18 protein-coding genes are annotated in these 21035 nt (G+C 46.2%); 13 read left to right on the top strand and 5 right to left on the bottom strand.

Annotated elements, in window-relative coordinates; all coding sequences use genetic code 11:
* Window positions 1-48: 48 nt before the first annotated feature.
* Window positions 49-519, bottom strand: a complete 471-nt coding sequence (locus F0220_RS20120; RefSeq protein WP_105599566.1) for a DUF2188 domain-containing protein — start codon at window positions 517-519, stop codon at window positions 49-51.
* A 201-nt stretch (window positions 520-720) separates the two neighbouring features.
* Here F0220_RS20120 and F0220_RS20115 point away from each other — a divergent pair, with 201 nt between their 5' ends.
* Entirely contained in the window at window positions 721-1521 is an 801-nt protein-coding gene (locus F0220_RS20115) for a lipid II flippase Amj family protein (protein WP_091018195.1), read from the top strand.
* A gap of 60 nt (window positions 1522-1581) precedes the next feature.
* Here F0220_RS20115 and msrA read toward each other — a convergent pair whose 3' ends face one another.
* Both msrA and F0220_RS20105 read right to left on the bottom strand, forming a co-directional pair.
* Window positions 1582-2544 (bottom strand): peptide-methionine (S)-S-oxide reductase MsrA, encoded by a 963-nt coding sequence (gene msrA, locus F0220_RS20110; protein WP_036614455.1) that lies wholly within the window; start codon window positions 2542-2544, stop codon window positions 1582-1584.
* Between the two features lie 181 nt (window positions 2545-2725).
* Window positions 2726-3436, bottom strand: coding sequence for a TVP38/TMEM64 family protein (locus F0220_RS20105; protein ID WP_105599564.1), 711 nt, complete (start codon window positions 3434-3436; stop codon window positions 2726-2728).
* 100 nt (window positions 3437-3536) lie between these two features.
* Between F0220_RS20105 and F0220_RS20100 the strand changes: the two genes are divergently transcribed.
* Window positions 3537-4475 (top strand): Gfo/Idh/MocA family protein, encoded by a 939-nt coding sequence (locus F0220_RS20100; protein ID WP_105599563.1) that lies wholly within the window; start codon window positions 3537-3539, stop codon window positions 4473-4475.
* A gap of 32 nt (window positions 4476-4507) precedes the next feature.
* Window positions 4508-4822 (top strand): protein YxiS, encoded by a 315-nt coding sequence (locus F0220_RS20095; protein WP_036614451.1) that lies wholly within the window; start codon window positions 4508-4510, stop codon window positions 4820-4822.
* Window positions 4823-4847: 25 nt separating this feature from the next.
* Here the strand turns inward: F0220_RS20095 and F0220_RS20090 are convergent, their stop codons facing one another.
* Complete coding sequence (locus F0220_RS20090) at window positions 4848-5666, bottom strand: AraC family transcriptional regulator (protein WP_036674960.1); 819 nt, start codon at window positions 5664-5666, stop codon at window positions 4848-4850.
* A 190-nt stretch (window positions 5667-5856) separates the two neighbouring features.
* Here F0220_RS20090 and F0220_RS20085 point away from each other — a divergent pair, with 190 nt between their 5' ends.
* The 6 genes from F0220_RS20085 to F0220_RS20060 all read left to right on the top strand — a co-directional run bounded on the left by F0220_RS20085 (window position 5857) and on the right by F0220_RS20060 (window position 11350).
* On the top strand, window positions 5857-6969 hold the full coding sequence (locus F0220_RS20085) for a Gfo/Idh/MocA family protein (protein ID WP_105599561.1): 1113 nt from the start codon (window positions 5857-5859) through the stop codon (window positions 6967-6969).
* Window positions 6970-7166: 197 nt separating this feature from the next.
* Complete coding sequence (locus tag F0220_RS20080; protein ID WP_036674961.1) at window positions 7167-8135, top strand: sugar phosphate isomerase/epimerase family protein; 969 nt, start codon at window positions 7167-7169, stop codon at window positions 8133-8135.
* A gap of 24 nt (window positions 8136-8159) precedes the next feature.
* On the top strand, window positions 8160-8888 hold the full coding sequence (locus F0220_RS20075) for a ThuA domain-containing protein (RefSeq protein WP_017687549.1): 729 nt from the start codon (window positions 8160-8162) through the stop codon (window positions 8886-8888).
* Window positions 8889-9219: 331 nt separating this feature from the next.
* Window positions 9220-9516, top strand: coding sequence for a winged helix-turn-helix transcriptional regulator (locus tag F0220_RS20070; protein WP_167483707.1), 297 nt, complete (start codon window positions 9220-9222; stop codon window positions 9514-9516).
* A 191-nt stretch (window positions 9517-9707) separates the two neighbouring features.
* Window positions 9708-10439 carry a hypothetical protein gene (locus F0220_RS20065; RefSeq protein ID WP_105599559.1) on the top strand — a complete coding sequence of 244 codons (732 nt, stop codon included), beginning with the start codon at window positions 9708-9710 and terminating at the stop codon, window positions 10437-10439.
* A gap of 197 nt (window positions 10440-10636) precedes the next feature.
* Window positions 10637-11350, top strand: coding sequence for a hypothetical protein (locus tag F0220_RS20060; RefSeq protein ID WP_105599558.1), 714 nt, complete (start codon window positions 10637-10639; stop codon window positions 11348-11350).
* 87 nt (window positions 11351-11437) lie between these two features.
* Here the strand turns inward: F0220_RS20060 and F0220_RS20055 are convergent, their stop codons facing one another.
* Window positions 11438-12154: a Crp/Fnr family transcriptional regulator gene (locus F0220_RS20055; RefSeq protein ID WP_091018177.1), complete on the bottom strand. Its 717-nt coding sequence runs from the start codon at window positions 12152-12154 to the stop codon at window positions 11438-11440.
* 429 nt (window positions 12155-12583) lie between these two features.
* Between F0220_RS20055 and adhE the strand changes: the two genes are divergently transcribed.
* From adhE to F0220_RS20035, 4 genes are all read left to right on the top strand, one after another.
* Window positions 12584-15196 (top strand): bifunctional acetaldehyde-CoA/alcohol dehydrogenase, encoded by a 2613-nt coding sequence (adhE, locus tag F0220_RS20050; RefSeq protein ID WP_091018175.1) that lies wholly within the window; start codon window positions 12584-12586, stop codon window positions 15194-15196.
* 941 nt (window positions 15197-16137) lie between these two features.
* Window positions 16138-18396 (top strand): formate C-acetyltransferase, encoded by a 2259-nt coding sequence (gene pflB / locus F0220_RS20045; RefSeq protein WP_091018174.1) that lies wholly within the window; start codon window positions 16138-16140, stop codon window positions 18394-18396.
* Between the two features lie 89 nt (window positions 18397-18485).
* On the top strand, window positions 18486-19238 hold the full coding sequence (pflA, locus tag F0220_RS20040; RefSeq protein ID WP_091018172.1) for a pyruvate formate-lyase-activating protein: 753 nt from the start codon (window positions 18486-18488) through the stop codon (window positions 19236-19238).
* 416 nt (window positions 19239-19654) lie between these two features.
* Entirely contained in the window at window positions 19655-21022 is a 1368-nt protein-coding gene (locus tag F0220_RS20035; RefSeq protein ID WP_105599556.1) for an ABC transporter substrate-binding protein, read from the top strand.
* Window positions 21023-21035 lie beyond the last annotated feature (13 nt).

Below are 21035 nucleotides of genomic sequence, written 5' to 3'. Positions count from 1 at the left end.
TTGTCTGCTTTTCAGCAGCAAAAGGGATTTTGTTGTTTTCCGATTCATTCAGGGCTTGATCGAAGAAGCAATCTGACCATCCTGATTATGGATAATCGCTCGAATATTTTGTTTGCTACTCAGTTCTTTGGCCTTATCTACAGCTTCTGCCTTAGTATCAAATGTGTACAGATAGGTAGACTTTCCTTCTTCCTTGATCGCCCAACCGGAGTCGGTAGGTACTACATGGATGTTATCATGACTTTTGGACGAAGAAACGGGCTCGGAATGACGACGATCCGTGGAAGACGACTTTTTAGGGTTGGAATTATCGGAAGAAGTTGTGGAGTCCGATTTTGAACTTTCCGGTGCGGGATGATTTTCATCCCATTCTTCCGCCTTAGCTGTCGCTATGGCAATCGAGCGTCCTTCCTCATACCCGTCATCGAGCAGAGCATTGGCAATCTCAATTGCTTTATGTCTGACACGTGGTTCCAGGTTCTTCATGGATACCGGATAATCCTGTTTGTTCCAAGGCATATGAACCCCTCCTGTACAATAATGGATTAGTTGTATATTACCCTCTGAGGGGGAGGATAAACGATGAATCAGCAAGGTCAGTGGACGTGATTAAGGATGATCAGAAGGATCTCGTTCCTATACTTTTGCAAGCCGGAGGAGTATAATGCTGTCCAGGAAAGAAATAAGTTCAATAACAGGAAGATAAAGGAGTACATACATATGTTTAGTCTCAGTCTGGCAATTCCGATGATATTCACCATGCTGATTCATGCCGCAGACAGCTTGTCATACGCGCTCCGCCTCGGTGGATTACGCACCCGCAGAATCGCGCTGGCCATTTCATTGGCAGGTATCTTGCTGTTGGTTTCTCGAACCTCTAATATGGCCCAGGGTCCAATGGTAGGTAATCTGGTGGATACCGCAACACGTGGAGCCAATCCACACTTTGCAGTACAGCTGCATTGGTTAATGGGTGCGGCAACCATTGGAACGGCATTAGCCATATTGTGTTTCCCAACCATGGTTAAGCTCTCTTCGAGAATGGTTGTTCATTTTGAAGCAGCCGGTTCCATCCCTGCGATGGTTCGCGGTATGCTGAAGCGAAGTAAAATTAAAAATGCAGCGTATTACATCACCCCGCCATCCTGGAAGATGGCCAAACGATTGGTACAGCATGGGATGCCAAGACGGTTAATGATGCTGAATGTAGCGGTAACCGCAATCTACACCACGGGTGTCCTGTCCAGCTTGTACGCAGCGTACCTTTACCCAGGGCAGGCTGTAGCTGCATCCCAATCAACCGGGTTAATTAACGGAATAGCGACTATTTTGTTAACCATCCTGATTGATCCGCGGATTTCCTTGCTCAGTGACCGATCATTACGTGGCGAGATCCGTTTGGATCGCATGAATCAGATTTATGGCTGCATGCTGGTATCTCGTTTATTCGGTACAATGGTGGCACAGTTGTTATTAATTCCATTTGCGTACTGGATCGGTTGGATCGTAAGTATGATGTAATTGTAATGTACAACAAAAAGAGCAGCGGGATCATCCCACTGCTTTTTTTTGTATTAAAACTTATTGGAAAAGGACGGCGTATTCACCGTATCCTTCTTTTTGCAAGTCTTCTTTTGGTACAAAACGAAGTGCCGCAGAGTTGATGCAATAACGCATTCCACCTGCTTCGGCAGGACCATCGTTGAACAGGTGACCCAGATGGGAATCGCCCTCACGACTTCTCACTTCGGTACGAATCATGAAGTGGCTGAGATCGGTTTTTTCCTTCACGTTGTGGTCACGCAATGGACGTGTGAAGCTCGGCCAGCCGCAGCCGGAGTCGTATTTGTCGGTAGAACTGAACAATGGCTCGCCAGATACGATATCCACATAGATACCATCACCGTGGTGATCCCAGAATTCGTTATGGAATGCAGGCTCGGTTGCGCTGTTCTGCGTAACTTCATATTGAAGCGGCGTCAAACGCTCTTTCAGCCCGTCTTTATCCACGTTACCGGTCCAGTTGCGTTCAATGAAATCTACGCGTCCAGAACCTTTGCTGTAGCGTTTGTAATGGGCAGGGTTCTTCCGGTGATAATTTTGATGATGTTCTTCCGCTTCATAGAACGGTTTGGCTGGCAAAATGGGAGTGAAGATTGGTTTGTCAAAACGTCCGCTTTGTCCCAGCTCCGCTTTGGAAGCTTCCGCAATCTGGCGCTGTTCTTCGCTGTGATAGAAGATGGCCGTCTGATAGGAGGATCCACGGTCATGGAATTGCCCGCCTGTATCCGTAGGATCAATCTGCTGCCAGAACAGTTCAACCAGTTTCTTATAAGGGAAGATGGCAGGGTCAAACGTAATTTGTACAGCCTCTACATGTCCTGTTGTCTCCGAGCAGACCTCTTCATATGTTGGATTCTCGGTATGTCCTCCTGTATAACCCGATACGATCTTATGAATACCGGGCAGTTCTTCAAAGGGGGATACCATACACCAGAAGCATCCGCCTGCAAAAGTTGCTAACTCACTTGAATGTTGTTCCATGCTATAGTCACTCCATTTCTGATGAAGATTTAGCGCTCGTGTTCGAGCTCCAGCAATCTACCGTTTTATTAAAACTTGTTACACAAGCATTAGGCTTGCTCTTCTATTATATCCTGAATTGGCAAGCCAACCAAGCCGGAATGAAAACAAGCTGAATCTGAACGGTTTGCGCATTCTGAATTCAGGCTTTGTTGCGTGATCGAAAGCGAAATAAGAGCAAAACAATGGCCATGATCACCAGATATCCGGCAAGAATCCCCAGGCTCAGCCAGATTGAGGTTTCAGCCTGTGCACCTGCATAGGCAAATACAAAAATCGCTGGCATTTTCCCAATGGCCGTGGCAAGCATGAAGACCCAGAATGGCGTGTACGTTATACCTGCGTAGATATTAACGGCCATCTGAGGCACGATCGGCAACAGTCTCATCGACATGACACCCATGAACGGATGTGCTTCCATCCATGTGGTAAAACGGTTAAGACCCCGAATGCGTTCGAGGTACGATCTCGCCTGATGTCTGAAGATGGTTCTTGCTCCGCCATAGACGAGCATGGCTGCAAGTGTGGTGCCAAGCCAGCATATCCAGGCTGCCGTGGTGGTACCGTAACTGTAACCAAAGGCGATAATAACAAACTTATAAGGAATGACAGGCACAAGAGCAAACAATGTTGCCATGGCGAGTAACAGCGGAATGGACTGATGAAGATCGGTCCAGGCCAGCAGTTCATATCTGTAAATAAACGTGACTCCTGCAAGTAAAACATATAACAGAAGCCATAACCATTTTCGCAAAATCCCAAACGCTCCTTTCAGATCAGGCAGGTCTGGTCGTGTCCCGATCTGTACTGCTGTTCCTCCTAAGTTTACCACGTTCGCCCATTGTCTGAACAATTCGTGCGAAGTCTGCTGCAATCACTGGCAAGTTGCTGTCTGAAGGGTTACACTATAGGACGTGGAAATATAGAACCGAACTGAAGGTGGAATGATCATCATGGAAACAACCCAACGTAAACGAGTTGCAATTATCGGCCTCGGCGATATTGCACGTAAAGTATATTTGCCGCTGTTAACAGCTCATCCGAACGTGGAGATTGTAGGCATTATGAACCGATCTCCGGAGCCGGTCAAAGCCGTTCAAAAGGCGTATAGATTAGAACGGGGAACAACGGATCTGAAAGAACTGTTGTCCTGGGATCTGGATGCGGTGTTTGTACATACAGCAACGGAAGCACACTTTGATATTGTCATGCAATGTCTGGAACAGGGATTAGCCGTGTACGTAGACAAGCCGTTATCCTATACGATTCGGGAGTCGGAAGAGATGACTGCTTTTGCCGAGGCACAAGGGCTGTTGCTGGCAGTGGGCTTCAACCGCAGATTCGCACCGATGTACCAAAAAGCGAAAGAATGGATGCAGGGTGGAAAAGGCTTTGAGTCCCTAACAGTAACCAAACATCGGACAGGCATTCAGGATCGTCCTGCGGCAGAAACCATCTATGATGATCTCATCCATATACTGGATCTGATGTTGTGGTACTCGGATCATAATGTGGAGTTGATTCATCAATGGATTCGGAAGAATGATCTGGACAGACTGCTGCACGCAACCGGAACGGCCAAGCTGGGCAGAACAGCCTACGGTCGATTCGATATGGTGCGTGAAGCTGGGGCAGATCTGGAGAAGATCGAATTGCATGGTGGTGGACGATCTGTTGAAGTGGTGAACATGGACACGATCAGCTACATGGAACAGGGGGGGCTGGAAACCAAAGAAACGTTCGGGAGCTGGGACACCGTGTTAACACGCAGAGGTTTTAGCGGAGCAGTTGACAATTTCCTGGCTTGTCTGGACTCACCTGATGATTGCCTGATCAGTGCAAGTCATGTCATGGACAGTCATGAACTGGCGGAACAACTGATTCGCAAATAATTGCAGAATACACATACGGAGGAATACAAGTCATGGATGAATATGAAAAGGAACGTAATAAACAGATCGAGGAAGCTGTTGTAGAAACCTATAAACAGGAAGAAGAGATGATGATCCTCGTATTTGCCCAGTGGTGTGTCAATAATGGTTTGGACCCGGAAGAGATGTACCGGCAAGCCTACCCGAATCAGCAGAGCAACGAGCGTTTGCAGCAGGTGCAGAAGCTGATTGTATCCAAGGAGGAAGCCGGTGAGATCCCGGATGATACGGTACTTGGCGTGTTGTCCATGTTTGGCAATGAAGATCTGGCGATGGTTGTATCCGAGGCCATAGCCGCGCGCAAATAAGTTCAACTTACGTATACTGGTATGATTACATCTGTTCCCGGTGAATAACGCGGAATTCCTTCGGGGACATGCCGAACCGGGAACGGAATACCCGATGAAAATAGGTATAGTTGTTAAAGCCGGAAGACTCAGACACTTGCTCCAGGGTCATAGGACTGAAAATAATCCGTTCCCTGGCCATATTCAGCCGTACGTCAAGCGTGTATTGCATGATGCTTTTGCCAAACGCTTCTTTGAAGAGATGTACACCCCGTGAGACACTGATGCCAATATGTGTTGCCACATCATCCAGCTTGAATAAAGAGGAAGCGTTTTCTTCAATGTAGTTTTTGATCTCATAAGCCACATAATTGGTGTTGGTTATCGTTGGATGCTCCGCGAGCAGACGATCCACTTCGAGACATAAAATTCGCATATAATAACTTGAAATCTCCGGATAAGGATTGGAGATGCGGCGCTGCTCCAGTACGAGCTGTCGAAACAGGACCAAGAGGCTTTCCGTCAGTTCGACTTTGATTCGGGTCGGCCGTTTGTGACGTTTCCACCACTCATCCACCCAGGAACCATTAAAGAAGATGTGATAGTCGCCACTCTCTACCAGTCGTTCTCCCATCGGATTGGTTTCATTGTCTATTCTCAGCTCATAGGGCTCGTCAGGGTCAAAAAGAAGCAGATCGCCCGCATCCACCAGGGACATGTCCCCGTCTATGCGTGCACGGCAACGTCCGTCTGTTTGCAGTCTTAACAGGTAGTTCTTCACCCCTTCAGGCTGCACCATAGCGTAGGGTTTACGATGAAATGAAAAGCCTGCTGTAAGAACTTGGCAGGTTTGATCTGTCGGCATGGGCATACTCCTTGCAATTTGAAAATTATGACCAGATAGTTCATGTTTCAATCATATTATTCATTTTAATTGAAGCTGAAACGGAATACCATAGTATTAGATTTAAGGAACAGGAAACATCCAACAAAACATATGTATCTCAACCATTCAAACGCAGATTTTCACCATGCGTAAGGAGATGAACGTCACAGTGGAGAAAATGAAAGCAGGCATCATCGGGTGTGGTAACATCAGCGCCATCTACTTGGAAAATCTCAAAAACAACCCGATCATTGAAGTCGTGGCTGTTGCGGATTTGATTCGTGAACGCGCTCAGGAACGGGCAGATGAATTTAATATCGCAAACGTTTACAATGTAGATGAGTTGCTGCAAAATAACGAAATTGAACTTGTGTTGAACCTTACGGTTCCTGGCAGTCACGCGATGACTGATCTGGCTGCACTCGAAGCTGGCAAACATGTGTATGCCGAGAAGCCGCTGGCAATTTCTCTTGAGGATGGTCGCAAGGTTGTTGAGTTGGCTGAGGAAAAGGGATTGTATGTTGGTTCTGCACCGGATACCTTCCTTGGTTCAGGCATACAGACAGCTCGTAAAGCCATTGAGGATGGGCTGATTGGCAAGCCGGTTGCAGCGACTTCATTCTTTATGGGTGGAGGACCAGAAGCTTGGCATCCTAATCCGGAGTTCTTTTATGTCGCAGGTGGCGGACCGATGTTTGATATGGGACCTTACTACCTGACCGCTCTGATTACGCTTCTTGGACCGATTCGCAGAATCAGCGCCTCGGCAGGCATACAGATTGCAGATCGCAAGATTGGCTCTGGGCCGAAGGAAGGCACAGCACTACAAGTAGAGACGCCTACTCACTTGGCAGGAACCATTGATTTTGCAGAAGGTGCCATTGCAACCATGATCACCAGTTTTGATATTCGCGGAGCTTCGGATCTGCCACGTATTGAAATCTATGGTACAGAAGGTACGCTTAGTGTACCGGACCCCAATTATTTTAACGGGGAAGTGAAGGTTCGCAGATACGGCCAAGACACTTGGGAGACGATCAAACCAGTCTTCGAAAGTGGACAAAACGAACGAGGCATTGGCGTAACTGAGATGGTCGAATCCATTCGTGCCGGACGGGAACACAAAGCCAGTGGCAAACTTGCTTATCACGTACTGGAAGCCATGCATTCATTCCAGCGTTCTTCACTTGAAGGCAAGCACATACATCTGGAGAGCAGCTATGATTCTTTTGCAGTAACTCGCACAGTTCAAACTGAGATTGAAACCGTGGAATCCCACTAGTCTGAGTAAAAAGTGTTCGAAGCTTGATGCTCTTACGAGTGAAGCAGAATAACCAGTATTCTTACGTTCAATTTCAGGATAGAAACACTCTCGATTTTCCACACTAATCAAACAGGCATGTGATCTGAACGGTAATTGTAGTTCAATATTCATGAATTCAGCAATCATACGATATCTAATCCAGGGAGGAATCGCACTTGAAACTCGGCGTATTTTTGGTACTATTCGGAGGACGTAAATTGGAGGATGCTCTTGATTATGTAGCATCCAAGGGATTAAAAGCAGTAGAGATCGGAACAGGCGGACATCCAGGCAATGCACATTGTAAGCCAGATGAGTTGTTAAGCAATCCTACAGCACTGAAAAATTTCAAAAATGCAGTGGAATCACGTGGTTTGACGATCAGTGCACTTAGCTGTCACGGTAACCCGCTACATCCGCAAAAGGATATTGCCAAAGGATTTCACGATGATTTTGTTAAAACGGTAGAACTGGCTGAGAAGCTGGAAGTACCTGTAGTGAATACTTTCTCCGGTTGTCCGGGAGACCATGAGGATGCCAAATATCCGAACTGGCCTGTTGCACCATGGCCAAATGACTTCCAGGAGATCCTGAAGTGGCAGTGGGAGAACAAAGTTATCCCTTACTGGACAGAGTGGGGTAAGTTTGCAGCAGATCGTAACGTAAAAGTTGGATTGGAGCTGCACGGTGGATTCTCCGTTCATACTCCAGCAACATTGCTGAGATTGCGTGAAGCAGCAGGTGAAGTGATCGGAGCCAATCTGGACCCAAGTCACATGTGGTGGCAAGGTATTGATCCGGTTCAGGCAATTCACATCTTGGGACGTGAAGGAGCCATCCATCACTTCCATGCAAAAGATACAACGATTGATCCGGTAAACGTGAACAAACACGGTGTAACGGATATGCAGGACTATACCAATATGCTGGATCGGGCTTGGCAGTTCCGCTCGGTTGGTTATGGACATGATAACAAGACTTGGGCAGATATTATGAGTGCCTTGCGTCTGGTCGGATATGATTATGTAGTAAGTATTGAGCACGAAGACGGTCTGATGTCGGTTGAAGAAGGATTCTCTAAAGCCGTGCAAAATCTCCAGCAAGTATTAATCGAAGAACCGCTGGGCGATATGTGGTGGGTTTAGAGCTACACTAGGGGGAAATTGAATATGATCAACGTCACCATTTGGAATGAATTTGTCCATGAGAAAATTCACGATGAAGTAAGGGAAGTCTACCCGGATGGTCTGCATCGAGCACTGGCTGACGGACTTGGCGGCGAAGGCTTTGCTATTCGTACAGCTACACTGGATCAGCCTGAACACGGATTAAGTGATGAAGTGCTGAATTCCACAGATGTGCTCATATGGTGGGGACATATGGCACATGATCGCGTAAGCGATGAGATCTCACAGAAGGTCGCGCAGCGAGTGCTGAATGGGATGGGAATGATTGTGCTCCATTCAGGTCATTTCTCCAAACCATTCAAAGCGCTGATGGGAACCAGCTGCGATCTGAAGTGGCGTGTAGCTGACGAGCAGGAAATTGTATGGTGTGTTAACCCATCTCATCCGATTGCGGATGGCATCGAAGGCAAGATTGTATTGGAAAAAGAAGAGATGTACGGCGAATTCTTCGATATTCCAGTACCAGATGAACTGGTGTTTGTAAGTAACTTCCAGGGTGGGGAAGTATTCCGGAGCGGATGTACGTTCCGGCGTGGTGAAGGTAAAATCTTTTATTTCCGACCAGGTCATGAGACGTATCCGACCTATTACAAGCCGGAAATATTAAGAGTGATCAGCAATGCTGTTAAATGGGCATATCCTGCCCGCAGTTTTAAGCCGGAATTTGGCAAGAGCGAACCTGTAAGACCATTTGGTGGCGTGCTGGTCTAATTCACTAACTCAATCGTGAAATGGAAATTATAAGTTTCATTCAAAAAGAACCCTTCTCCGAGTCGATGATGACTGTGGCAGTTGGGTTCTTTTTGGGTAAGATAGTACTATGGGGAAGTTATACGATATTTCCCATGGTTACGACGCAGCGTGTAATGTATACTGGGATGTATGATCCATTTTGGATGTTATGCTTCTAAAATTTAAACTTTTTAGTTGCAGGCGTTTTCTTTGAAGCTTAAATATGTTATTATGAAATATACTAACAAAATGTAAGTTGATTTGAGTGATCTCTAAAGAGGTGATTAATGTGGAAGGTCAAGACTTGCGGATGTGTCCGCGTTTCGAGACGGCGTTTTCTTTTTTGGGCAAGCGCTGGAATGGTTTAATTATTCAAACGTTGATGAGTGGTTCGAAGCGATTCAAGGATATCTCCAATCTGATTCCATCCATGAGTGATAAGATGTTATCCGAACGGATGAAAGATCTGGAGAGTGAAGGTATTCTGGTTCGTCACGTCTATCCCGAGACGCCAGTTCGTATTGAATATGAACTGACGGAGAAAGGTAGAGCGCTCCAGCCCGTCATGAATCAAATTCAAGACTGGGCTGAGCAGTGGGTTGACTAACGTATAAGCATCACCCACTTTTGTTACATGAATGACATAGACTCCTGATTTCCGTGGAAATCAGGGGTTTTTGTCTTAAGTATTAGGTGGATCGGCGTTTTTCTCCTGGGCTATGCACATGTTGTCATGAGTTGTAGTATAATCTATAGAAAATGGCCACAGACGGCCGGAGCGAAGGAGGCCCACTTGTCATGAGAGAAGAAAGCTTATCCCGTGAAGTACGCTACGGCAAAGAAGATATTGCAGAACTTGAGAGCGCATCCATTCAGGTCCATCTAATTTATAAAAAAGCTGCGGAGTTGTTCAAGCGCACCGCATATTCCCGTTCAATTAAGGATGATCTTGCCGAAGTGAATACGCATTCTGTGAACAGCGATGGTCCGAGATTAGCTCCGGCGGTGCTGCAAAAATGGATTCAAACGTCCAGGGGCTGGAAGTGTATCGGATGTGAGCTGGGACAACCTGATTCAACGACTTCTCAGATGGAAGAAACCATCCATGGTAAGCGGTTGGTTCTGGATGTGGGAGAAGGTCGGCTGGTTCAGGCAGAAATGCTGATTCAGGCGGTTGTTTGGTCACAATATGAGAAGATTCGAATGTTTGCACCATGGCTGGGTGATGAACCCTTTTACAGCGTGCAGGAACTGGATGTCATTGCCCGTTATATTGTGCCTACCTATTTTTCGGAACGACCTTTGCATGAGCAAGGGAAGGTGTTCAAGGTACATCAACAATATGGGCAGATTCCGTTGTATCAGGAGTATGTAGACGCACCTTCATGCTGCGTGCAGGTGGACGGTGGATTGCTTGAAGGGCGATTGCTGACAGGTGTATACGTATCTGAGGAGCAGTTCTTTGGGCTTAATCCATATCTGAAAGATGGCGATGGAGGACGGACATATATGCAGGCTAGTGTCCAGTGATAACGTAACCAATGAGAACATAAAAATGATATCGATTGGAGAGCCTGTGTGCAGGCTCTCTTTGTTGTATAAGCCCTCTCTGGAGGGCACGCGCAATAAAAGTAACGGCTTTGACACTTTTTTTTGCCGAAGGTTGTGCCATAATAGAGGTTATGGACAACAGGGTGAATGATTTTACGCAGGGTGGTGTTACCTACATGATGAAGAAAATCCCCGGTTACATAGGTATATGTTTGCTCCTACTGGCGATCTTGGCTGGTTGTAGTGAGACACAGCCTTCTGAGCAGCCAATTGTCAAAGAGACAGAAACAGCGAATACAATCACAGTGGCTGTAGATGGCAGTACGTTTTTGCCTGATGCAACAAAGTCCATTAAGCGAGATTTTAGTGAGGGTTTGACACTCAAAAAAGCATTACTCAATAGCGGACTGGTCGATTTTACGGCAGATGGCAAACGGATTCAATCCGTCGGTGAAGTTTCTCTGGATTCTTCGCTTAGCTGGGCTGTCAAATTGAATGGCAAGGATATTGAGCAGGAAGATTGGGACATGGAACTTCATGCCAAAGATGAAGTGATCATTTACGTGAAAGCCGCTGACAGTGGGGGGGATGGCGTTGCATATCAGACAACGTTACTCAAGGTTAGCGGTGGAAACATTATGCCAACCCTTAATCGTCAATATGCCGGCGTCTACGTTCAAGAGTGCACAGTTCGTGATGTGTTGAAGTCCAGCGGCATTGTAAGAATGTCGGAGAATAACAAATTTGTTGTTTCGGTCGAGAATGTTACGCCTCGTATGAATGAGCGATGGGTCATTATGGTGAATGACAAAGAATTAATGGAAAATGGTCTGGACATGAAATTGAATCCACGTGATGCGGTAAAGCTTGAATTGACCAATGCATCCTAAGTATACCAAGAAGCCCAATCTCTTTTTAGAGAACTGGGCTTTTTTTCATTAAATATATAAGCAACATCCGATTAGCATAGTCAAATATTAAATACGACAGATCTCGTTCGGGCAAAGTTCACAGTGACAGATTCCTTGCAGCATCTTCAGATCTTTGATGACAATCATGCCATTGTCATATTCAATCCCATCTTTCTTACGCAGGTCGCTTAACATGCGGTTTACACTTTCACGAGTGGCTCCAATCATATTGGACAGGTCCGTGTGGGTAATTTTTTTGTGAATAATGACATGCTCTCCATGCGGCTCACCATACGAATTCGACAACCGAATGAGGGTGGAGCAAAGTGCACCCGGTTTGCCATATAACATGAGATCCCGGAATTTGGTCTGTGTCAACCGGTGGTGGATGCCCATCCATTTCATAAAGTCGATCGCAAAGTCACAATGCTGGCAGATTAACATCTCCAGGTCTTTATGCTCCAGTACACCGATCTCACTATCCTCCAGCACTTCCGCTGAGAAGCTGTGTTTAGAGCCAAAAAAGGGATCAGCCTGCCCAATCATATCACCGGACTGATACATGTACATGATCAGTTCCTTGCCTTCATCCGTGGATTTGGTGATCTGTGCACGGCCCCGTTTCATATAATAAAGTTTGTCAGAGACGTCTCCTTCCCAGTACAGATGTGTACCTTCCGGATAGGTTCTATCTTTCATGGTAACCAGCAAATGGTTGAAATTCGCTTCCGAGAAACAATTGGTATTGCCGCGCTTTTCCAGTACAGTTGTTAGTTCTGTCATAAGTCTATCTCCCCTTTATGTCCATCGGACGACCTTCTGTAGTTTCCAGTAGTCTCCGAGGTTTGCCGCAAACCGTTGCCGTCCTGATCAGGTCATCTCGGCCGGGAGGAAGGACGGTACAAATTGCGGTGGTTCAATTTTTAAGTTCAGTATATACCTAATCTTACCGTTTGAGGGGGAAGGAAAGGGGGCAAAAATGACGAAATTTCAAACATTGTGATAAAATTCACTTTTAGTGGAGAGGATGAATTTTACAGCCCTATATTTTAAATAGGAAGTGAAAATGGTCGTATGAAGGACACTACAAAACTTAAATTAAATTTGTTATACTTTGTGAAAAAAATCACATAATTAAGTTTATTGTCATGTTACGATGTGAATGTAAACGAGAGAGACAAACTAATACGAACCTTTAGGAGGATGAGGGAGATGGCTGTAAAGAACGAAGTCGCCCCAGCAAAAGAACCGACAGCAGGTCAGTATATTCAAACGTTAATCGACAAAGCGAATAAAGCACACGCCGCATTCATGAAGATGGATCAGAAGCAGATTGACCGGATTGTGCAAGCGATGGCGCTTGCGGGTCTGGATAAACACATGATGCTCGCCAAGATGGCCGTAGAAGAAACAGGCCGCGGAGTATATGAGGATAAAATCACCAAAAATATATTTGCAACAGAATATGTGTACCACAGCATCAAGTATGACAAAACCGTAGGTGTGATTGAAGATAACGAATATGAGAGCTTCCAGAAAATTGCGGAGCCGGTCGGCATCATCATGGGGATTACACCAGTTACCAATCCAACATCAACGACGATGTTTAAAGCACTGATCTCCATCAAGACGCGTAACCCGATCATCTTTGGTTTCCACCCATCTGCACAGAATTGTAGCCGGGAAGCTGCCAAAATCCTGCTGGAAGCGGCTGTGAAACATGGTGCACCAGCAGATTGTATTCAATGGATTGATGATCCTTCCATGGATCGTACAAACGAACTGATGAATCACAATGATGTGGCTCTCATTCTGGCAACAGGCGGATCAGGCATGGTACGTGCAGCGTACAGCTGTGGTAAACCTGCACTGGGCGTAGGACCAGGTAACGTACCTTGTTTCATCGAGAAAAGCGCGGATATCAATCAGGCAGTAACGGATTTGATCCTGTCCAAGTCTTTCGATAATGGCATGATCTGTGCTTCCGAGCAAGCGGTCATCATTGAAGAACCGATCTTTGATCAAGTGAAGAAAAAAATGATTGCAAATGGCTGTTACTTTGTTAACAAAGATGAAGCAGCAAAATTGACAGCAGGTGCGATTAATGCCGAGAAATGTGCGGTGAACCCGGCGATTGTTGGTCAATCTGCGGTGAGCATTGCGAAGTTGTGCGGAATTGAAGTTCCAGCAGGCACCAAAATTCTCGTGGCCGAGATTGAAGGAGTAGGTACGAAATTCCCATTGTCGGCTGAGAAATTAAGTCCGGTACTCGCTTGTTACAAAGTTAAAACGGCAGCAGAGGGAATTGAACGTGCAGCAGAAGTGGTTGCTTTTGGCGGCATGGGTCACTCCTCGGTTATCCATTCCACAAATGAAGAAGTGATTGGCAAATTCGCAGATCGTCTGCAAACTGGACGGATTATTGTGAACTCACCATCCACACACGGTGCCATCGGGGATATCTACAACACAAATATGCCATCATTGACACTGGGATGCGGATCATACGGACGTAACTCGACTTCTTCCAACGTAACCGCTGTGAACTTAATCAATGTGAAAAGGGTGGCTCGCCGTACCGTGAATATGCAATGGTTCAAAGTGCCGAACAAAGTCTACTTCGAAAAAGGGGCAACACAGTATCTTGCCAAAATGCCTGATATCACACGTGTGGCGATTATTACGGATGCCATGATGGTGAAGCTTGGATATGTTGAAAAGGTAGAACACTATCTGCGTCAACGCCAAATGCCAGTAGCGATCGAAGTATTCTCCGATGTTGAGCCAGATCCATCCACAACAACAGTAGATCGCGGAACCGAAATGATGCGCCGCTTCCAACCAGACTGCATTATCGCACTCGGCGGTGGATCACCGATGGATGCTGCCAAAGCCATGTGGTTGTTCTATGAATATCCAGACACGGACTTCAACGATCTGAAACAAAAATTCATGGATATCCGCAAACGGATCTACAAATATCCACGTCTCGGCGTAAAAGCGAAATTTGTAGCGATCCCAACCACATCAGGTACAGGTTCTGAAGTAACATCGTTCGCTGTTATTACGGATAAAAATCAAGGTAACACCAAATATCCATTGGCAGATTATGAGCTGACACCAGACGTAGCGATTGTCGATCCGGAGTTCGTATACTCCCTGCCTAGAACAGCCGTTGCCGATACAGGTATGGACGTACTGACTCATGCGATTGAAGCTTATGTATCTGTTATGGCAAATGATTACACGGATGGACTTGCGATCAAAGCAATCCAACTGGTATTCCAATACCTGGAGCAATCTGCGCTGCAAGGAGATAAACTGGCTCGTGAGAAAATGCATAATGCTTCCACCATTGCCGGTATGGCGTTTGCCAACGCATTCCTGGGCATTAACCACAGCTTGGCGCATAAATGGGGCGGTCAGTACCACACCGCACACGGACGCACCAATGCGATCCTGATGCCGCACGTCATTCGTTACAACGCGAAAAAACCGACCAAATTTGCATCGTTCCCGAAATATTCGCACTTTATAGCGGATGAGCGGTATGCCGAAATTGCCCGGATTCTGGGATTGCCTGCACGTACAACAGAAGAAGGCGTAACCAGTCTTATCAATGCCATTCGCAAACTGAACAAAACATTGGGCATTGAAGAATCGTTCCAGGAAATCGGATTTGATGCCAAAGACTTTGAAGCACATGTAGATTATCTGGCTGACCGTGCCTTCGAAGACCAATGTACAACCGCCAATCCGAAGTTGCCGTTGGTAACTGAACTGGCTGATGTATACCGCAACGCTTTCTACGGAAAGTTTGAATAACAAATTTAGAACGAAGCGTGCCTTACGGCAAGAAGATCAGGGTTCCCCGAGAGGGGAGCCCCGATTGCCGTCTTACACACAATAACGAGAGGGCAGAAAAATAGGAGAGCAAAGCACCTGTTTTTCAGGATTTATTCTAAGATTTAGTTTGCTCCGAGCATAGAGGAGCAAAGGGCTCTAAAGAGGTGGCATGGAATCCGTGAGGTGGCTGTTTGAGCCAGATGTTCACACAATAAAGAGAGGGCAGAAAAACAGAAGAGCGAGCACCTGTTTTTCAGGAAATGATCCTAAGTCCTTGTTTGCTCCGAGCATAGAGGAGCAAAGGGTTCTAAAGAGGTGGCATGGAATCCGTGAGGTGGCTGTTTGAGCCAGATGTTCACACAATAACGGAGAGGGCAGAAAAACAGAAGAGCGAAGCACCTGTTTTTCAGGAAATGATCAAAGTCCTTGTTTGCTCCGAGTTTAAGGGAGCAATGGTCCTAAAGAGGTTACACGGAATCCGTGATGAGGTTGTTTGATCCAGATGTTCACACAATAACGGAGAGGGCAGAAAAAACTGAAGAAGCGGAGCGTTCGCCTTTATCCCCGGATTTTCCCCTTTGAAAAATAAAATCGAAAAAATCCGGGGATAACAGCGATCGGAAGTTGTTCTGCCCGCGCAGTGGCTAAGTGTGAATCTAAAGAGGGTTCAATAGGACACAGCGCAGGTGGAGTGAGTTAGTTCACTGACTTTGTGACAAAAATCACAGATGATGAAAGCCCCAAGTCGTATACTGAAAATGTAAGAAAAACATTCATTCCGCGGTTCCGGTTCCCAAGTAGAGAGAACATGTTCCGGTTTATGTGAAACAATTCACATTAATCGCGGCTCTGGGCACACAATGATACGAATGAAGCAAGATGTTATGTGTCCAGAAATCCAAATTAGTGGAGGGATTACGATGTCGGTGATTGAAAAAGATGTCAAACAACAAACAGGCTGGAGAAACTTTACCAAAGGAACATGGACCAAATCCGTAGACGTGAATGATTTTCTGGCACACAACTTGTCTCCGTATTACGGTGATGAAGCGTTCCTCGCAGATGCAACCCAGAATACCAAAGAATTGTGGGAGATCGTATCTGATCTGACCAAAAAAGAACGGGATAACGGCGGTGTCCTTGACGTTGATGTGAACACACCAGCGACTATTGTTTCTCACCAACCAGGTTATCTGGATCAATCCAAAGAGCAGATTGTCGGCGTTCAGACCGATGCTCCGTTCAAACGTTCCATTCAACCAACAGGCGGAATCCGGATGATGATTGATGCATGTGAAGCATACGGCTTCGAATTGCCTCAAGGCGTCATTGATATATTTACGAACATTCGCAAAACACATAACCAAGGTGTATTCGATGCTTATACTTCCGATATGCGTGCAGCGCGAAAAGCAGGGATTATCACAGGTCTGCCAGATGCTTACGGCCGTGGCCGGATCATCGGTGACTATCGTCGTGTAGCTTTGTACGGGGTAGACTTCCTGATTCGTAACAAAAAAGGCGAATTGAACGCACTCGAAGTTGATGTCATTGATGAAGATGTCATTCGTCTGCGGGAAGAATTGTCTGAACAGATTCGTGCATTGCAAGAATTGAAACAATTGGGCGATATGCACGGGTTCGATATTTCCTTACCAGCGACAACAGCAAAAGAAGCGTTCCAATGGTTGTACTTCGGTTATCTCGCTGCGATCAAAGAACAGAACGGTGCTGCGATGTCACTGGGACGTGTATCTTCTTTCCTGGATATCTACATTGAACGTGACCTGCAAGAGGGCATTTTGTCCGAAGAACAGGCTCAGGAATTGGTTGACCATTTTGTAATGAAACTGCGGATTGTCAAATTCCTGCGTACACCGGATTACAACGAACTGTTCAGTGGAGATCCAACATGGGTGACTGAGTCCATCGGTGGTATGTCAGTGAATGGTGAAACACGCGTAACCAAAAACAGCTTCCGTTTCCTGCATACACTGCACAACCTGGGTCCTGCACCAGAACCGAACCTGACTGTACTTTGGTCCACGAAACTTCCAGAAGCTTTCAAAGATTATTGCAGTAAAGTATCCATTGAAACCAGCTCAATCCAGTATGAAAATGATGATCTGATGCGTCCAATCTATGGTGACGATTACGGTATTGCATGCTGTGTATCGGCTATGAAGATCGGGAAACAAATGCAATTCTTCGGCGCTCGTGCCAACTTGGCAAAAGCTCTCCTGTATGCGATCAACGGTGGTCGTGACGAGAAATCCGGAGCACAAGTTGGACCTGAGTATCCTGCCATCACTAGCGAAGTGCTGGATTACAATGAGGTTATGAAACGCTTCAAACCAATGATGGAGTGGCTGGCGAAACTGTATATGAACACCCTCAACGTCATTCACTACATGCACGATAAATACAGCTATGAGCGTATCGAAATGGCATTACATGACCGTGACATTGTACGTACGATGGCTTGTGGTATCGCCGGTCTCTCGGTTACAGCAGATTCACTGAGTGCAATCAAATATGCCAAAGTAAAACCAATTCGTAACGAACAAGGCATCGCCGTTGATTTTGAAATCGAAGGAGACTTCCCTTGTTACGGTAACAATGAAGACAGCGTAGACAGCATTGCTGTTGAACTGGTCGAGAACTTCATGGGCATGATTCGCAAGCACAAAGCTTACCGTAACGCAGTTCCAACACAATCCGTTCTGACGATCACTTCCAACGTGGTATATGGTAAGAAAACAGGGACTACACCGGATGGTCGTAAAGCAGGTGAACCATTTGCTCCAGGTGCGAACCCAATGCATGGTCGTGACAAAAAAGGTGCACTGGCATCCCTTGGCTCTGTAGCCAAATTACCTTATGAACACAGTCTTGACGGAATTTCCAATACCTTCTCCATCGTGCCAAAAGCATTGGGTAAAGAGGAGACTACACGTAAATCCAATCTGACTGCGATGATGGATGGTTACTTCGGTCAAAACGCTCATCACCTGAACGTTAACGTATTTGATCGTCAGCAATTGATTGATGCGATGGATCACCCGGAAAACTATCCACAACTGACTATACGGGTATCTGGATATGCTGTTAACTTCATTAAATTAACTCGTGAACAACAGTTGGATGTCATCAACCGTACGTTCCATGGTTCGATGTAGATAATTTGCAAGTAGAAGACCGCTAGAGCAAGACATTCCAACTCATATTAAACGCACAGCGGATGCGGATACAGAAAGGAAGAGGCAGCATGGTTAACGGACATATTCATTCACTCGAAACTTTCGGGACGGTTGACGGCCCAGGCATCCGCTTTGTGCTTTTTATGCAAGGATGTCTACTCAAATGTCAGTATTGCCACAACCCTGATACATGGGCGCTGGATGGTGGAAAAGAAATGACGCTAGAGGAGGTATTGGCTGAGATTGAGCCATATCTATCCTACTATCGTAGTTCCGGAGGCGGGCTCACGATATCTGGCGGAGAACCAACGTTGCAGGCTCACTTCGTAGCTGAAATCTTCAAAGAAGTGAAACGTCGCTGGGGATTGCATACGACACTGGACAGCAACGGATTTAACGAACCGGAACGGATTCACGATCTGCTGGATAACACAGACCTGGTTCTACTGGATCTCAAGCATATTGATGACGAGAAACATATCAAGCTGACAGGCAAATCCAACGAGAGAACGTTGAAAACAGCCAAGTGGTTATCGGAGCAAGGTCGGAAAATGTGGATACGCCACGTGTATGTGCCTGGCATTCATAACGAGGAAGAGGATCTGCTTAACCTCGGACGGTTTATCGGAACATTGAATGGCGTTGAGAAGTTCGAAATTCTTCCATACCATCAGATGGGGATCTACAAATGGGAGGCGCTCGGTAAAGTATATCCACTGGATGGAGTTCCTTCGCCAAGTGAAGAAGAAGTGGAGCGAGCGTATCGCCTGATCGAACAAGGTCGCCAGGAAACGGCTGGCGTGGCTTGTTCCGATAAGTAATTACCTTTATATGCAGGATGTATATAATTTGAACTAACTATTTACACAAGAACGAAGAGGACAGAAATAAGCTGAAGAAGCGGAGCGTTCGCCTAAAAGCTTTCTGCAAGAAAGCTACATCGGAAGCATATGCTATCCCTAGATTTTCACCTTTGTAAAAGTGGATCAAAAAAATAGGGGGATAACAGCGATCAGAAGGTTGTTCTGTCATCGAAGTGGCAAGTGTAAATATTCTTAAGTTCAACGTATATACCAACCAAGCAGCCCTTGCGAATACACTTCGCAGGGGCTGTTTTTTGTCCAGTGAAGGATTTTATCCCTCCATTGATGAATTGTCATCCTTACGATGTAAGCTCCGGCTTTTTATAATCAGAGTGTAAAGCCAAATGCTCAATATCTTGAGGAGGGTCAACCCGATGAAAAAAAGAATGACATTGCTGCTTTCATTATTGCTTATCACTTCATGGACTTTGGCGGGATGTGCAGGCTCAAGTAACGAGCCACAACAGGGCGCAGGCAATACACCTGTGGAGGAGACAAGTAAGGAACCGGTTGAGATGCTTCTTCGCCACACACAGGTGGGGGCCGACAAACAGAAAAGACTGGCCATTCTGCAGGATGTTGTGGACAAAGTTGAGGGAGAGGTACCCAATCTGACCTTTACGCTGGATGGCGTCGAATCCGATGTGAATCGTAAGGAGAAGCTTCGCGGAGAGATGGCGGCAGGCAACCCGCCCGATATATTTGAACTGTTCGGTAGCCCAGATTCCAAAGTTTATGCTAAGGAAGGTATGCTGCTTGATCTGACGCCAATCCTGCAAGAGCTGGGCATTCAGGACCAGTTTACATCCCTTGAACCGTTCACGTATGAAGGCAAAGTCTATGGACTGCCAATTGGTGGTTCGGGCGAAGGTTTTTTCTATAATAAAAAGTACTTTGAACAAAAAGGATGGAAAGCCCCAACCACCATGGCTGAATTGGACAATATACTGGCCGAGATCAAGGCTGATGGCAAAGTGCCGCTTGCTTCCGCATCCAAGGCGGGCTGGGTACCGCTTATGTTAACCAACCATCTGTGGTCCCGATATGCCGGGCCGGAGATTACCGCAAAGTTTGCAACAGGTGAAGCGAAGTGGACCGACCCGGGTGTTGTGCAAGGTTTTGCCAAACACAAGGAATGGGTTGATAAGGGTTATTTCAAAAAAGGTGAACTGGGCTTCGAGTATGCCGAATATACCACGCAATTTACAAGTGGAGAAGCGGTATTAATGTATGACGGAACATGGAAATCATCTGTATTCAAGGAAGGTCAGAGCGGTGAATCGCTCATTGGCAAGGTTGGATTCTTTAATATGCCTCCGGTAGAGAACGGAGCAGGTGATCAGACTTCCTTGATGCGGGATGTGAACAATGGATATGGATTCTCGGCAGCCGTGGCGGATGATCCGCAGAAGCTGGAAGCCGTTAAAGCTTTTATCAAAAATTTCTACAATGAAGATATGCAGGTTCGCGGCCTTGTGGAAGATGGTGTGTTGCCTGCCATGAAGCTGGATGAGAAAGTGTTAACCGATAGCATTACCGATGATCTGATGAAAGAAATTGTGGCCGTGCTTAATGCGTCCAAGACGTCGTTCCCGGCATTTGATGCACTCGTGCAGGCGGATGTGACAACAGAGATCAGTAATTTGCAAATCCAGAAGTTGATTGGTGGGCAGACCACGCCAGAGAAAATGGCAGAAGAGCTGCAAAAGGTACAGGAAGAAGCAAACGCTTCAGTGGAATAAATCAATCCAAACT

The organism is Paenibacillus sp. 37 (genome assembly GCF_008386395.1).
In the GTDB taxonomy this organism is placed as follows: domain Bacteria; phylum Bacillota; class Bacilli; order Paenibacillales; family Paenibacillaceae; genus Paenibacillus; species Paenibacillus amylolyticus_B.
This window is presented reverse-complemented; position numbering and strand designations above follow the sequence as displayed.